Source organism: Streptomyces sp. 184, from assembly GCF_045781775.1.
Lineage (GTDB): Bacteria > Actinomycetota > Actinomycetes > Streptomycetales > Streptomycetaceae > Streptomyces.
The window spans coordinates 6,082,384-6,096,661 of record NZ_CP123230.1; the positions used below are offsets into that span (position 1 = coordinate 6,082,384).

A 14,278-nucleotide genomic window follows, 5' to 3' on the forward strand; every position below is an offset into this window, starting at 1 on the left:
CTCCGCCCCTGACCCAGCCTCAGCCTCCGCCGCTCCCGTACCCGAGTCCTCCCCCGCTTCCGTATCCGAAGGGATCTGACCACCATGCGCACCCCCCGAGCCGCACACCTGCGCGCCGCCGCCGCCCTTTCCGCGCTCGCGCTCGCCCTCACCGCCTGCGGCCAGGACAGCGAGGGCGGCAGCGACGAGAAGAAGGACTCCGCCGAGGGCGGCACGATCGGCATCGCGATGCCCACCAAGTCGTCGGAGCGCTGGATAGCCGACGGCGAGAACATGGTCGCGGAGTTCGAGGCGGCCGGCTACGACACCGATCTCCAGTACGGCGAGGACAAGGTCGAGAACCAGGTCTCGCAGATCGACAACATGATCACCAAGGGCGTGGACGCGCTCGTCGTCGCGGCGATCGACAACACCTCGCTGACGGAGGTGCTGGCCGACGCCAAGGAGGCGGACATCCCCGTCATCGCGTACGACCGGCTGATCCTGGAGACGGAGAACGTCGACTACTACGCCTCGTTCGACAACGAGCGGGTCGGCAGGCTCCAGGGCCAGTACATCGTGGACGCGCTGGAGCTGGAGGCCGACAAGGGCGCGAAGTTCAACATCGAGCTGTTCGCGGGCTCCCCCGACGACAACAACACCCGCTACTTCTTCGACGGCGCCATGGGCGTCCTCCAGCCGTACCTGGACTCCGGGCAGCTCACCGTGCGCTCCGGCCAGACGAAGCTGAACCAGGTCACCACCCTGCGCTGGGACGGCGCCGCCGCGCAGAAGCGCATGGACGACCTGCTCAGCGGCAACTACGGCGGCGGGAATGCCGTCGACGCCGTCCTCTCCCCGTACGACGGCATCTCCATCGGCGTGCTCTCCGCGCTGAAGAGCGCCGGCTACGGCAGCGGCGACAAGGAGCTGCCGGTGGTCACCGGCCAGGACGCCGAGCTGGCGTCGGTGAAGTCCATCATCGCCGGCGAGCAGACCCAGACCGTCTACAAGGACATGCGCAAGCTGGCCAAGCAGGCCGTGCAGATGACCGACGCGGTGCTCACCGGCGGCAAGCCCGAGGTCAACGACACCGAGACGTACGACAACGGCGTCAAGGTCGTGCCGTCGTTCCTGCTGGACCCGGTCAGCATCGACAAGAGCAACACCGACCTGCTCGTCGAGGAGGGCTTCTACAAGGCCGGGGACTTCAAGTGACCGCTGCGGTCCTTCAGATGCACTCCATCACCAAGACCTTCCCCGGGGTCACGGCGCTGGCCGACGTCAGCCTCACGGTCGCGCCCGGCGAGATCCACGCCGTCTGCGGCGAGAACGGCGCCGGCAAGTCGACCCTGATGAAGGTCCTGAGCGGAGTCCATCCGCACGGCAGCTACGAGGGGGACATCCTCTTCGAGGGCGAGCCGTGCGCGTTCAAGGACATCGGGGCCAGCGAGGAGCGCGGCATCGTCATCATCCACCAGGAGCTGGCCCTGGTGCCGTACCTGTCGATCGCGGAGAACATCTTCCTCGGCAACGAGCAGGCGAAGCGGGGCGTCATCTCCTGGAACGAGACGCTGCGCAACGCCGCCGCGCTGCTGAGGCGGGTCGGGCTGGGCGGGGAGAAGCCGCAGACCCGGATCGCCGACATCGGCGTGGGCAAGCAGCAGTTGGTGGAGATCGCCAAGGCGCTGTCGAAGAAGGTGAAGCTCCTCATCCTCGACGAGCCGACCGCCGCGCTCAACGACGAGGACAGCCGCAAGCTGCTCGACCTCATCCGCGAACTCCGCGACCAGGGCATCGCCTGCATCCTCATCTCGCACAAGCTGAACGAGATCCGGCAGGTCGCGGACGCGGTGACGATCCTGCGCGACGGCCGCACGATCGAGACGCTGGCGGTACGCAACGAGGACGGCGGGCTCTCTGAGGACCGCATCATCCGCGGGATGGTCGGCCGCGACCTCGACCACCGCTTCCCCGAGCGCTCCCACTACTCCGGCGCGGACGCGGGCACGGTCGCGCTGTCCGTCGAGGGCTGGACCGTGCGCCACCCGATCGACCACGAGCGCAAGGTCGTCGACGACGTGTCGATCGAGGTCAGGCGCGGCGAGATCGTGGGCATCGCGGGCCTGATGGGCGCGGGCCGCACGGAGCTGGCGATGAGCGTCTTCGGCCGCTCCTACGGCCGCTACGAGGCCGGCACGGTACGGGTCGACGGCCGCGAGGCCGACACCCGCACGGTGCCGGACGCGGTGCGGCACGGCATCGCGTACGTCACCGAGGACCGCAAGACGTACGGCCTGAACCTCATCGACAACGTCATGCGCAACATCACCCTGCCGTCCCTGCACAAACTCCGCCGCCGCGGCGCCGTGGACGAGCACGAGGAGCGGCGGGTCGCCGAGGGCTACCGCACGTCGCTGAACGTCAAGACCCCGACGGTCTTCGAGACCGCGGGCCGCCTCAGCGGCGGCAACCAGCAGAAGGTCGTCCTCGGCAAGTGGATCCACGCCGACCCCGAGGTGCTGCTCCTCGACGAGCCCACCCGCGGCATCGACGTGGGCGCCAAGTACGAGATCTACACGGTCATCGACCAGCTCGCCGCCCGCGGCAAGGCGGTCGTCTTCATCTCCTCGGAGCTGCCCGAGCTGCTGGGGATGTGCGACCGGATCTACACCATGACCGCGGGCCGGCTGACCGGCGAGGTGCCGCGGGCCGAGGCCACGCAGGAAGTTCTCATGCGCCATATGACCACGCACGTAAGGGGCGAGGGATGAGCCCGGTGACCACGCAGAAGCCCGGCGGAGCCCCGGCCGCACCCGCGGGGGGCGGGTCGGGCAGCGCGCTGGCCGCCGCGCTGCTGAACGCGATGCGCAACAACATGCGGCAGTACGGCATGCTCGTCGCGCTCGGCCTGATCGTCGTGCTGTTCCAGGTATGGAGCGACGGCACCCTGCTGCTGCCGCGCAACGTCTCCAACATCGTCCAGCAGAACAGCTACATCCTGATCCTGGCCATGGGGATGATGATCGTCATCATCGCGGGCCACATCGACCTGTCGGTCGGCTCGCTGGTCGCGTTCGTCAGCGCGATGGCCGCCGTGATGATGGTCAACCACGACTTCCCCTGGCCGCTGGCCCTCTTCTGCTCGCTGCTGATCGGCGCGGCGGCCGGGGCGTGGCAGGGCTTCTGGATCGCGTACATCGGCATCCCGTCGTTCATCGTGACACTGGCGGGAATGCTGGTCTTCCGCGGCCTCACGCAGATCGTCCTGGAAGGCCAGTCGCTCTCCCCGTTCCCCAAGGGCTTCCAGAACATCGCCCAGGGCTTCCTGCCCGAGACCGGCCCGGACACCAATTACCACAACCTCACGCTGCTCCTGGGCGTGTGCGTCGGCCTGTTCCTGCTGTGGCAGGAGTGGCGGGACCGGCGGCGGCAGTTGTCGTACGAACTGGACGTGCTGCCGTACCCGCTGTGGCTGGGCAAGTGCGGGTTCATCGTCGCGGCGGTGGTCGTCGCCACCCTGATGCTGGCGAGCTACCGGGGCGTCCCGGTGGTTCTGCTGATCATGGCGGGCCTGCTGGTCTCTCTCGGCTACGTGATGCGCAACGTCGTCGTCGGCCGCCACGTCTACGCCCTGGGCGGCAACCGGGCCGCGGCCACGCTGTCGGGCGTGAAGGACAAGCGCGTCACGTTCCTGGTCTTCGTCAACATGGGCGTCCTGGCCGCCCTCGCGGGCTGCGTCTACGCGGCCCGCCTGAACGCGGGCGTCCCGAAGGCCGGCGAGATGTTCGAACTGGAGGCGATCGCGGCGGCGTTCATCGGCGGCGCGTCGATGAGCGGCGGCATCGGCACGGTGTTCGGCGCGGTCATCGGGGGCCTGGTCCTGGGCGTGCTGAACAACGGCATGTCGCTGGTGGGCCTCGGCACGGACTACCAGCAGGTCATCAAGGGCCTGGTGCTGCTGGCCGCGGTGGGCTTCGACATCTGGAACAAGCGCAGGGCGGGGGCGTAGCCCGTGGCTCCCGTGCCTCGACCCGACTTATTCTTACGAGGAGCTGTGTCCCCATGAACAAGAACCGACCCCCGGCCTCGGCGACGAGCAGACGCACCGTACTCGCGGCCACGGCCGGCGGCCTGGCCGCCGCCGGCCTTGCGGCCCCGGCCGCGGCGGACTCCGCGGGCCGCCCCGGGAAGCCGGTGCGCGAGCCGTTCGGCCGGCTGGCGGACGGCACCCGCGTGGACCGCTGGACGCTCGCCAACGGCGGCACCCGGCTGCGGGTGCTGTCCTACGGCGGCATCGTGCAGTCCCTGGAGGTGCCCGACCGGCGCGGCCGGTACGCCAACGTGTCGCTGGGCTTCGACAACCTCGACGACTACGCGGCCCTCAGCCCGTACTTCGGCGCGCTCATCGGCCGCTACGGCAACCGCATCGACGGCGGTCGCTTCGTCCTCGACGGCCGGACCCACCAACTGCCCCTCAACGACGGCGACCACAGCCTGCACGGCGGCGACAAGGGGTTCGACAAGCGGGTGTGGGACGTCGAGCCGTTCACCTCCGCGGCGGGCGTGGGCCTGACCCTGCGCTACGTCAGCGGCGACGGCGAAATGGGCTACCCGGGCGCGCTCACCACCCGCGTCGACTACACCCTCACCGCGGCCGGCGACTGGCGCATCGACTACGCCGCCACCACCTCCGCGCCGACGGTCGTCAACCTCACCAGCCACGTCTACTTCAACCTCGCCGGCGAGGGCGGCGGCGACGTCTACGGCCACGAGCTGCGGATCGCCGCCTCCCGCTACACGCCCGTGAACGCCGGCCTCATCCCCACCGGTGAGCTGGCCCCGGTCGCCCGCACCCCCTTCGACTTCCGCCGGGCCAAGGCCGTCGGCGCGGACCTGCGCGACGACCACCGGCAGTTGCTGTACGGCAAGGGCATCGACCACAACCTGGTCCTGGACAAGGGCATCACCCGTGCCCCCGAGCGCGTCGCCACGGTCCGGGAGCCGTCCTCGGGCCGCACGATGAGCATCGCCACCACCGAGCCCGGGCTCCAGTTCTACAGCGGCAACTTCCTCGACGGCTCCTTCGCGGGCACCTCCGGCCGGGTCTACCGCCAGGGCGACGGCTTCTGCCTGGAGACCCAGCACTTCCCCGACTCCCCGAACCAGCCGTCGTTCCCCTCGACGGTCCTGCGCCCGGGCGACACCTACCGTTCCACGACGGTGCACTCCTTCGGCACCCACTGACCGCCTCCCCGCGAGCGGGTGGCCGTCCCGCACCGGGACGGCCACCCGCAGTCCCGCGGGCAGAGGGGGCAGTCGGGCCCTCCCTCAGCCGCCGCCGCGCAGGCTGTGGGCCTCGTACGACTCCGCCGACCACGGCGGCGAGCCCGCCGCCGGCGTCAGCGTCACCGTGATCTCGCGTTTGCCCGCCGTGGCGCTCGCCGGGATCTGGTACGTGTCGTCCAGCCAGCGGCGTTCGGTGTTGCCCAGCGGCTGGAGCCAGTCCGGCAGCCGCCGTCCGTCGACCTCGACCGCCGCGCGCTGGTACGGCGCCGCCTGGTCGCCGGTGCGGCGCAGTTCGACGCCCTCGTTGCGGCGGTCGACGCGCAGGGTGAAGCTGACCGGTGCCGTGGTGGCGCGGGTGTCGGCGGTGAGCCGCCGCGGGTGCTGGGCGTCGCCTTCGAAGACGGAGTCCAGGTCGGTGACCTCGCCCGGGGCGTCGGAGGCGTAGTCGTGTGACCTCTCGCTCCGCGGGTCGCCCACGTCCAGGGCGTCGGTCCTCGCGCCGGCCGGCTTCCTCTCGCCGTACCAGTAGGCGGTCGTCGAGTAGTCCGCCTGCTTGTCGTTGACGAAGCCGTGCTCGATGTCGAAGTCGATGGCCTGCGTGAACGGCACCGCGTCGTGGATCATCAGCCGGTACGTGCCCGTGCAGTCCCGGTCCGCGGCGCAGCCGGTGGGCGGGCCGAGGTGGGTGGGGTTGCCGTTGAAGGGCTGGGCGTAGGTGCCGCGGTTGAAGTACCAGCCGCTCTGGTAGAAGTCCTCGCTGCCGGTGCCGTGGAGCTGCGGGGTGCGGGCGCCGTCGACCCACACGCGCTCGTCGCCCTCCAGGTAGTTGCGGTTGAGTTCGCCGGTCATGGTGTGGGTGACGCCGGTGAACTTGCCGGTGCCGGCGGTGGCGAGGAAGTCCCAGCTCTCCCCCGGGACGGTGGGGCCGGCGTGGGACGTGGCGCGGAAGCGGCCGGCGTCACCGGTGGCGACGGCGCGGGCGTGGGTGCGGGACGGGGCGGCGGTGACCTCGGCGGTGCCCGAGGTGATCGCCGTGGTGGAGCCGTTGTACAGCTCGACCTTCGCGTTCTTCGCGAACGGCATGGGCCACCAGGAGGTGAGTACGGGCCCGCCGTCGGCCTCGGCGTCGATGCCGTACATCAGGGCCCGTACGGGCGCGGTCGCGTGGCCGGAGCCGAAGAACTCGCCGAGCGGGGCGTCGACGGTGCGCTCGCCGTCGAAGGTGGCGCGCAGGCGCAGGCCCTGGAGCACGTCCTGGGCGGCGGCCAGTTCGGCGCGCTCGCCGTCGTCGAGGGGGTAGTCGTAGGTGCGCACGCCCTCCCAGTTGGGCGCGGTGATGGCGTAGCCGTGGGCGGTCTCGCTCGCGGCGTCGCCGACGTCCACGGTGTCGGTGCGGTGCGTCTCGCCGCCGACGCGGCTGTCGGCCCAGTAGGTGAACTCGTTGATGTCGAGGTCGGAGGAGGTGAAGGCGTTGCGTACGGTGATCTCCGACTTCCCGGCGGTCAGTTCGGCGGGCACCTCGACGCTGTCCTCGCCCCACAGCCCGCCGCCGGCCTGCGGCGTCGGGCCCCAGGTGCCGGCCTCGCGGCCGTCGACGTACACGGTGGCGACCTGGCCTGCGATGATCGGGTCGTAGCGGCGGGTGAGCCGGACGCCCTCGTTGGCGGGGTCGATCGCGACGGTGAACTCGCTGCCGCCGCCCGCGCCGTAGGCCCGGCCCTCGTCGGTCTCGCTGCGCGGCTCGACGTACGGGGCCTGCGGGAGCTTCAGGCGCAGGGCGGAGAGCAGGCCGGGGCGGGTGGCGCGGGCGAGGGTCTGGGACTCGCCGGGCGCGAGGGCCAGTGCGGTGCGCTGGATGCGGGCGCCGGGCAGGGCCGGCTTGGGGTCGGCGGTGCCGGCGGCGCGCAGGGTGTCGACGACGTCGCTCGCGGGGTCGTCCGGGTCGAAGGTGGCGACGCCCTCGGGGTCGGCGAAGGTGCGGTACGAGACGTGGTGGAAGAGCGGGTTGTGCTCGGTGGTGATCCGCATCGACTCGCGGTACGGCATCGGCACCTCGACCACGACGCCGCCGGAGGTCTGGTCGGCGTTGGCGATCAGCGGGCTGACGAAGGGGGCGCCGAGCTTGCCGTCGACCAGGTCCTGGAGCGGTGCGTCCACGACCTTCTCGCCGTCGAGTTCGATGGTGATCCGGCCGGTCGCGCTGACGTCGCCCTCGTCGCGGGTGAACCAGATGGCGCCGATCTCGCCCGCCCCGGACTGCTCGGCGATGACGCAGCCGGCGGCGGTCGTACGCAGGCAGGAGTACTTGCCGTCGAAGCCGTCGTGGGCGTTGCCGCCGGTGCGGTCGAAGCTGGAGAACTGCTTGGTGTGTACTCCCGCCGGCAGGTCGGAGAGCCGGTCGAGCTGCCGGTAGGTGTCCCATCCGACGGGTCCCTTGCCCGATCCCCGGTCCGGCCCGCCGCGCGGCTCGGGCGCCTCGGGCGCGGCCGACGCCAGCCCTCCGGCCGCCAGCGCCGTCACCGCCGCCGTCGCGACGACGAGACGTGCGGCGATACCGCCGCGTATCCGGCCATGTCTGTCCACGGTGCCTCCCAGACTTCGCGAAATCGATTTCACGAGAAGTTAGAGGCGACCATGGTCCGGGTCAAGGGGTGCGTACGTAGCGCGAGTTACCCGGCCGGGCTGTTAAGCCCTCCGGCTAGCAATCGATTTCACGCGCCTGGGCCGCCGGACGGGAGGTCCCCTCCGGCCCGCGCGGCGGTCCGGAGGGTCAGCCGGCGAACGGCGCCTGAGGCAGCCCGTGGCCCGCGGCCGGCAGCACCAGCACCGACCCCGCCAGCGGGTGCCCGTCCTCCAGCGACGAGGAGGTGACGTACAGGTCGGTCAGCTCCGGGCCGCCGAAGGCGCACGACGTGGGGCGGCGCACGGGCACCTCCACCGTGCGGTCCAGGGTGCCGTCCGGGGCGTAGCGGCGGACGGCGGCGCCGTCCCACAGCGCGACCCACACGTACCCCTCGGCGTCCACGCACAGCCCGTCCGGCGAGCCCGGGGTGTCCTCGACGACGGCGAACGGACGCCGCCCGGTGACCTCGGCGCCGTCGGTGTCGAAGACGTCGATGCGGCCGGTGGGCGTGTCGGCGTAGTACATCAGCCGGCCGTCCGGGCTCCAGCCGGTGCCGTTGCTGACGGTGACGTCGTCCAGCACGACGGTCCGCGCGCCGTCGCCGGTGACGCGGGCCAGGGTGCCGCCGCCGGGGGCGGAGTCGTAGCGCATGGTGCCCGCCCACAGGGCGCCGTCCGGGGCGACCATCGCCTCGTTGCCGCGGCGGCCGGCGACCGGCTCGTGGAGGAGCCAGCGAAACGCGCCGTCCGCGTCGTAGAGCCCGACGCCGTCGCGCAGGTTGACCACGTAACCGGCGCCGCCGGCGCGCGGCTTGGCGGAGCCGACGTGCTGCTCGGTGGTCTGCACGGTGCGCCTGCCGGTGGCCGGTTCGTACGCGTGGATGCGGGCGCCCAGGATGTCGACCCAGATCAGCCGGCCGGTCGCGGGGTCCCACGTGGGGCCCTCGCCCAGCTCGGCGCGGGTGCGTACGGCCACGTCCAGCATCGTCACCTGGCTCCTTCCCGGGTACGTCCCCGGTTCACTCGGTTCCGGCCCCCGGGCCCCGGTGGCCCAGGCGCTCGGACAGCCTGCCCGCGCCCTTCGCGGCCAGCTCCGCCAGCTCGGCCCGGCGCTCCTGGCTCCAGCGGATCATCGGCACCGAGATGCTGAGCGCGGCGACCACCCGGCCCGCGGAGTCGTGCACGGGCGCCGCCACGCAGCTCACGTCGGGGTTGGACTCGCGCTCCTCGACGGCGATGCCCGCTTCGCGGACGGCGGCGAGGTGGCGGCGCAGCTCGCGTACGGAGGTGTGGCTGCGGTCCGTCATCGCGGCCAGCGGGCGGCCCTCGGGCAGCCGCGCGTCGAGGGTCTGCTCGGGCAGCGAGGCCAGGAGCATCTTGCCGACGGCGGTGCAGTGCGCGGGCAGCCGGCGGCCGGTGGCGGAGACCATCCGTACCGCGCGGGTGCTGTCGACCTTCGCGATGTAGATGACGTCGGTGTCCTCCAGGATCGCGATGTGCACCGTCTCGTCGCAGGTCTCGGCGACCTCGCGGGCGACCTCGCGGCCCTCGGCGGCGAGGTCGAGCTGCTCGCCGAAGGTGCTGCCGAGCTGGTACGTGCGCACCCCCAGGCGGTACCGCCCCGGCTGGCCGGGGACGGTGCTGAGGTAGGCGCGGGCGGCCAGGGTGGTGACCAGCTCGTGCACCGTGGTCCTGGGCAGGCCCAGCTTGCGGGTGATCTCGGGGGCGGAGAGCGTCGTGTCCCGGTCGAGGAACAGCTCTAGGATGTCGAGCGCGCGCGTCACGGCCGGTACGAGTCGCCCCATGCGCACCCACCCACCCTTTTCGTCCGGTCCGAAATCTCGATCAGTTATCGAAATGACGGACGCAGCGTAACCTCCGCCCCCACCGCGGGCAATGGGGGCCGGGCTCAGAGGTCGACGTGCATGCAGTGCAGGCCGACCAGGCCCTCGGCGGGGTGGCGGAAGGCGCGGGGCTGGGTGCCGGTGATGCGGAAGCCGAGGGACTCGTAGAGCTTGACCGCGTGGATGTTGGTCTCGACCACCGCGTTGAACTCCATGGACAGGAAGCCGCGGGCGCGGGCCCAGCGCAGGGAGTCCTCGCACAGCGCGCGGCCGACGCCGCGCGCGTGCCGGTCCGGGTCGACCATGTAGCTGGCGCTGGCGACGTGGTCGCCGTTGCCCTGCCGGTTGGCGTTCATCTTCGCCGAGCCCACGATCAGGCCCGCGTCGTCTACGGCGACGGTCGTACGGTCCGGGGGCGGCGGCAGCCACACCTCGCGGCCCTGCCCGGAGCTCATGTCCAGGGCGTAGGGGTAGGTCTCGCCGGCGGCGACGATGCGGTGGAAGAAGGGCCAGATGGCGGGCCAGTCGTCGGCGGTGGCGTCCCTGATCTGCATGGGCTCAGCATGCCGGGGCGGCGCGGGGGGCGCCACCGGTTTGTCCCGCGCCCGGCGCGCGGTGGCTGCCCGCTCGAATCTTCGTACAAAAGGTGCGAAAGTAGCGGCATGAGCGACCGGGGAGGCACGGCGACGCCGGCCCCGGAGGCAGGCGACTGGCCCGCGCACGCGGACCTCAGCATGGAGCTGAACCGCATCGGCAGCTTCGACTGGGATCTCGACGGCGGGCAGATGTACCTGGACGACGGGGCGCTGCGGGTGTTCGACCTGCGGCCGGAGGAGTACGACGGGGACCCGCGGACACTCGGCACGCGCGTCACCCGGGAGGAGGGCGCGCGGCTGGACGCGCTGGTCTCCCGGGCCATCGCGGACGGCCGCCCGGCCTACAGCGCGTACCTGCGGGTGGGGCTGCGCGACGGCACCACCCGCTGGACGCACACCCAGGGGACCTTCCTGCGCGACGAGGACGGCCGCGCCCACCGCGTCATCGGCGTGGTCCGCGACGCCACCCTGGAGCTGAACTTCTCGGCGCAGCAGTTCGCGCTGGACCAGGAGCGGCGCAGGCAGACCGGGGTGCTCCAGCAGACGACGGCGGCGCTGGCGAACGCCAGCACGGTGCGCGAGGTGATCGGCGTGCTCGGCGGCGAGGCGGGGCTGGCCCGGCTCGGCGCGGTGAACATGGTCCTCGGGCTGGTGGAGGGCGGGCGGATCCGGATAGTCGCCAAGGGCGAGGGCACGGAACGGCCGCTGGCCGACTACACCCGGGTCGACGAGCCCGGGCTGCCGATGAGCGAGGTGGTGCGTACGGGCCGGGCGCGGCTGGTGCTCTCCCGTGCGGAGTTCGCCGCCGCGTACCCGCGGCTCCACCCGTACGCGGAGGCCATGGGCATCGACTCGGCCGCGTATCTGCCGCTGATCGCCGAGGGCCGCGTGATCGGCGCGCTCGGGCTGTCCTACCGCGGCAAGAGCGCCTTCTCGCCGGAGGAGCGCAACCTGCTGGTCGCGCTGAGCAGCGGCATCGGGCAGAGCCTCCAGCGCGCCAAGCTGCACGACCGCGAGCACGACCTCGCCGAGGAGCTCCAGCAGGCCATGCTGCCGCGCAGCATCCCCGAGGTACCCGGCGCCGAGGTCGTCGTGCGCTACCGGCCGGCGCACGAGGGGCAGGACATCGGCGGCGACTGGTACGACGTGATCTCGCTGCCCGGCGGCCGGGTCGGCGTCGTCATCGGCGACGTCCAGGGCCACGACACGCAGGCCGCCGCGGTGATGGGCCAGTTGCGCATCGTGCTGCGGGCGTACGCGGGCGAGGGGCACGCGCCGGCCACGGTGATGGCCCGGGCCTCGGAGTTCCTGCACGAGCTGGACACCGAGCGCTTCGCCACCTGCACGTACGCGGAGATCGACCTGTCGACCGGCGCCCTGCAACTGGTCCGCGCCGGGCACATCGACCCGCTGGTACGGCACGCCGACGGCGGCTGCCGCTGGCTGCCGGTGACGGGCGGGCTGCCGCTCGGCCTGTCGGCGATGTTCGGCACGCTGGACTACCCCGTGACGACCCTGTCCCTGGACCCCGGCGACGTGCTGCTGATGTGCACAGACGGCCTGGTGGAGGTCCCCGGCACCGACCTGGACGACGGCATGGGGCAGCTCGCCGAGCTGGTACGCGCCGGGCCGCGCGACATCGGGGAGCTGTCGGACCGGCTGTGCGACGTGGTCGACGAGCGGCACATCGAGGACGACATGGCGCTGGTGATGCTGCGGCGCACCGCGGGCGACACCGCGCAGCCCGGCGGCCGGCTGCGCCAGTTCATCCCGCCCTCGGACCCGGACGCGCTCTCCGCCGCCCGGCACATGATCCGCAGCGCGGTGCGCTCCTGGGGCGCCGGCGAGCGGGCGGACGAGATCGAGCTGGTCTCCGACGAGCTGATCACCAACGCGCTGCTGCACACCGACGGCCCGGCGGTGGTGACCATCCGCCCGCTGAGCACGCCGGAGCGCAGGTTGCGCGTCGAGGTCGAGGACCGCTCCAGTGCGCTGCCCCACCGCCGCGAACCGGGCGAAGCGGGCGTATCGGGCCGCGGCCTGCTGCTCGTGGACCAGTTGGCGGACGTGTGGGGCGTGGAGCCGCGCGGCAACGAGAAGTGCGTGTGGGCCGAGTTCGGCTGAAACCGATCGCGTCACACCGCCGCACGCACCACCGCACGCGGCACCGCGCGCCACCGCCCCGGCGCGGGAGAAGCGCCGCAGCGCGCCACCGGGCGGTGACTACTTGTCACCTGGTCGACAAATTTTCGCCATCTGTGCGACATCGTTGCCCCGGCGTGTCCCTACCGTCACACGGCGGGCCGCCCGGGCGTGGCAAAGCCCCCGCCGCGGCCTGAGCGACGGGGACTCGTACCAGGTCAGCGACCGTCGAAGCTGATGAGCGGGACGTTGGGCTGCTCCGGCGTGGCGTTCAGCGCGGCCACCAGGCCGAGGGCGGCACCCACGGCGAGAGCGGCGGCGGCGACGCTGGTCACCACGGCGGCTACCAGTCGGTTCTGCATGGACGCTGAGTGTGGGAGCAGCATTGACACCCTGTCAAGCACAGCCTTACGTTACCGACCCGTAGAACTTGCACCGCGGTGACAAAACCAGCGTCAGAAACCAGCCCCTGCCGGGAGTGCAGCATGAGCCGCCGTACCGCGTCACCCCTGTCCCTCATCCTGCTGGGGTTGGGCGTCTTCCTGCTCGTGCTCGCCCCCATGCTCGCGTTCTACGTGGAGCCACGGGCCAAGCTGAATCCCGTCGACATCGAGTCGACGACCCGCTACGAGGGCACCGGGACCTTCTACGACACCGACGCGCAGAAGGAACGCGACAACCAGGAGATCACCATCGTCCGGCGGGTGCTGGGCGACGTGGCGGCCAGCGACGACGACACCGCCGTGTGGGACGCCGCCACCGCGATCGACACCCCGCTGTCGCGCGAGGTCGACGACCCGCGCCGGGCGTTCCAGTTCACCACCGAGCGGTGGGTCATGGACCGCGAGACCAACGCCCCGGAGCACTGCTGCGGCGAGGACACCGGAGTGGACGGCAACCGGTTCGGCGGCGACGCCTACCTGAAGTTCCCCTTCGACGTCGAGAAGCGCACCTACCGCTGGTGGGACAGCACCGCCCAGGACACGGTGGCGCTGAAGTACGCCGGCACGAAGGAGATCCAGGGCTACACCGGGCTCGCCTTCACCGGCGAGATCGAGCCCGTCAAGACCGGCACCCGGCAGGTGCCGGGCGTGATGGTCGGGCTGCCCGACAAGGACCAGGTGTTCGCCGACGAGTGGTACGCGAACGAGAAGATCGAGCTGGTCGCCGACGAGCGCACCGGCCGCATCATCTACGCCTCCATCGCCCCGAAGAAGACGCTGCGCCAGCCCGGCGGCGGCACGGACGAGATCACGCTGCTCCAGAGCGACGGCATCGAGTTCACCGAGGACACCCAGAAGGAGCAGGTCGACCTCGCCGACGAGGACAGCAGCAGGCTGAAGCTGGTCGGCGAGACCCTGCCGGTCGTCGCCCTCGTGGCCGGTTTCGTACTCGCCGGGGCCGGCGCCGTGCTGCTGGCCCGCGGCGGCCGGCCGGACGAGCCGGACCACGACCGGGAGCCGGACGGCGCCCCGCCCCAGCCGGTCGCGGCCTGATGACCCCCTCCCCCCACCCCCGCGACGGGGACGCCGGTCCCCCCGGCCGGCGCCCCCGTCGCCTCCGTCCCCCCGACCGCCATGCCGCACCCCACGAACGGCCCTGAACCACCCGCCCGCACCCTGAGACGAGTTGGAGCACCGATGCCCCAGCACGTACCCCCGTCCCTGGACGCGGACGCGCTCCGGCGTACGCACCCGCACCCGGCCGGTCACACCGGCATGCCCGCACCCGCGTCCGCGCACCGGGCCGCCGACGGCCACGCCGCCGAAGGCCGCGGCACCGGATCCCGCGGCGCCGAATCCCGCG

Annotated in this window: 11 protein-coding genes; 6 read left to right on the top strand and 5 right to left on the bottom strand. The window is 72.1% G+C overall.

The window, feature by feature from the left end:
* Nucleotides 1–84: 84 nt before the first annotated feature.
* From chvE to QBL21_RS25885, 4 genes are read left to right on the top strand one after another with little or no spacing between them, the layout of a single operon-like run.
* Complete coding sequence (chvE, locus tag QBL21_RS25870; protein ID WP_407564625.1) at nt 85–1,197, top strand: multiple monosaccharide ABC transporter substrate-binding protein; 1,113 nt, start codon at nt 85–87, stop codon at nt 1,195–1,197.
* Entirely contained in the window at nt 1,194–2,753 is a 1,560-nt protein-coding gene (gene mmsA / locus QBL21_RS25875; protein WP_407566563.1) for a multiple monosaccharide ABC transporter ATP-binding protein, read from the top strand. The genes chvE and mmsA overlap by 4 nt, the downstream gene beginning before the upstream one ends.
* Nucleotides 2,750–3,991, top strand: a complete 1,242-nt coding sequence (mmsB, locus tag QBL21_RS25880) for a multiple monosaccharide ABC transporter permease (protein WP_407564626.1) — start codon at nt 2,750–2,752, stop codon at nt 3,989–3,991. The genes mmsA and mmsB overlap by 4 nt, the downstream gene beginning before the upstream one ends.
* A 53-nt stretch (nt 3,992–4,044) precedes the next feature.
* The gene (locus QBL21_RS25885) at nt 4,045–5,226 is read left to right on the top strand and encodes an aldose epimerase family protein (protein WP_407564627.1); all 1,182 of its coding nucleotides are present in this window, start codon (nt 4,045–4,047) and stop codon (nt 5,224–5,226) included.
* An 84-nt stretch (nt 5,227–5,310) separates the two neighbouring features.
* On the opposite strand, the gene QBL21_RS25890 is transcribed toward QBL21_RS25885, so the two are convergent.
* The 4 genes from QBL21_RS25890 to QBL21_RS25905 form a co-directional block, all read right to left on the bottom strand.
* Complete coding sequence (locus QBL21_RS25890) at nt 5,311–7,851, bottom strand: glycoside hydrolase family 172 protein (RefSeq protein WP_407564628.1); 2,541 nt, start codon at nt 7,849–7,851, stop codon at nt 5,311–5,313.
* Nucleotides 7,852–8,038: 187 nt separating this feature from the next.
* The gene (locus tag QBL21_RS25895; RefSeq protein WP_407566564.1) at nt 8,039–8,875 is read right to left on the bottom strand and encodes an SMP-30/gluconolactonase/LRE family protein; all 837 of its coding nucleotides are present in this window, start codon (nt 8,873–8,875) and stop codon (nt 8,039–8,041) included.
* Nucleotides 8,876–8,909: 34 nt separating this feature from the next.
* Nucleotides 8,910–9,695, bottom strand: coding sequence for an IclR family transcriptional regulator (locus tag QBL21_RS25900; protein ID WP_407564629.1), 786 nt, complete (start codon nt 9,693–9,695; stop codon nt 8,910–8,912).
* 104 nt (nt 9,696–9,799) lie between these two features.
* Complete coding sequence (locus tag QBL21_RS25905; protein WP_407564630.1) at nt 9,800–10,288, bottom strand: GNAT family N-acetyltransferase; 489 nt, start codon at nt 10,286–10,288, stop codon at nt 9,800–9,802.
* A gap of 108 nt (nt 10,289–10,396) precedes the next feature.
* Between QBL21_RS25905 and QBL21_RS25910 the strand changes: the two genes are divergently transcribed.
* A complete protein-coding gene (locus tag QBL21_RS25910) occupies nt 10,397–12,454 on the top strand; it encodes a SpoIIE family protein phosphatase (protein WP_407564631.1) in 2,058 nt (685 codons plus the stop codon).
* A gap of 236 nt (nt 12,455–12,690) precedes the next feature.
* On the opposite strand, the gene QBL21_RS25915 is transcribed toward QBL21_RS25910, so the two are convergent.
* Entirely contained in the window at nt 12,691–12,834 is a 144-nt protein-coding gene (locus QBL21_RS25915; protein WP_018840808.1) for a hypothetical protein, read from the bottom strand.
* Between the two features lie 123 nt (nt 12,835–12,957).
* Here QBL21_RS25915 and QBL21_RS25920 point away from each other — a divergent pair, with 123 nt between their 5' ends.
* The gene (locus QBL21_RS25920) at nt 12,958–13,968 is read left to right on the top strand and encodes a DUF3068 domain-containing protein (protein WP_407564632.1); all 1,011 of its coding nucleotides are present in this window, start codon (nt 12,958–12,960) and stop codon (nt 13,966–13,968) included.
* Nucleotides 13,969–14,278 lie beyond the last annotated feature (310 nt).